Source organism: Zooshikella sp. RANM57 (assembly GCF_050749885.1).
In the GTDB taxonomy this organism is placed as follows: domain Bacteria; phylum Pseudomonadota; class Gammaproteobacteria; order Pseudomonadales; family Zooshikellaceae; genus Zooshikella.
The window spans coordinates 1-344 of record NZ_JBOIUB010000065.1 but is presented as its reverse complement, the minus strand read 5'-3'; the positions used below and the strand labels follow the sequence as shown (position 1 = coordinate 344).

Annotated in this window: 1 protein-coding gene; it reads right to left on the bottom strand. The window is 44.5% G+C overall.

The annotated features are described in order from the left end of the window. Window positions 1–344, bottom strand: a 344-nt coding sequence (locus tag ACQ96U_RS27150; protein ID WP_431724406.1) for a hypothetical protein, incomplete at both ends; no start/stop codon positions are given.

The following is a 344-nucleotide window of genomic DNA, read 5'->3' as shown; positions in this document are numbered from 1 at the left end:
GTAAATCAGGCCGACGAGTATCTAACGCGTAATTTGAGTTAGAATCGAGCTGTTTTCCATACATATACAGCTCAGTAAGATACGCGGCAGGAGAAAACATCGAAGAAACGGCATCTGAGGTTGTGTAATACTCAGCACGAGGTGACACATGGGCGCTGAATGTTTTTCCTAATCGAGGTGCTGAACCTAGCCCTAATGCAGTTATGTTTTTTAACTGTGGGTTGGCATGCACACTGACTTGACGATGGCACGCCTCCATTTGTTGGGTAAAGCCCTTTATCGCATTGTACAGTTCTTTACTCTCAGTCCAGGTTAAATACCCTTTACACGCTTCTCTAAATTGC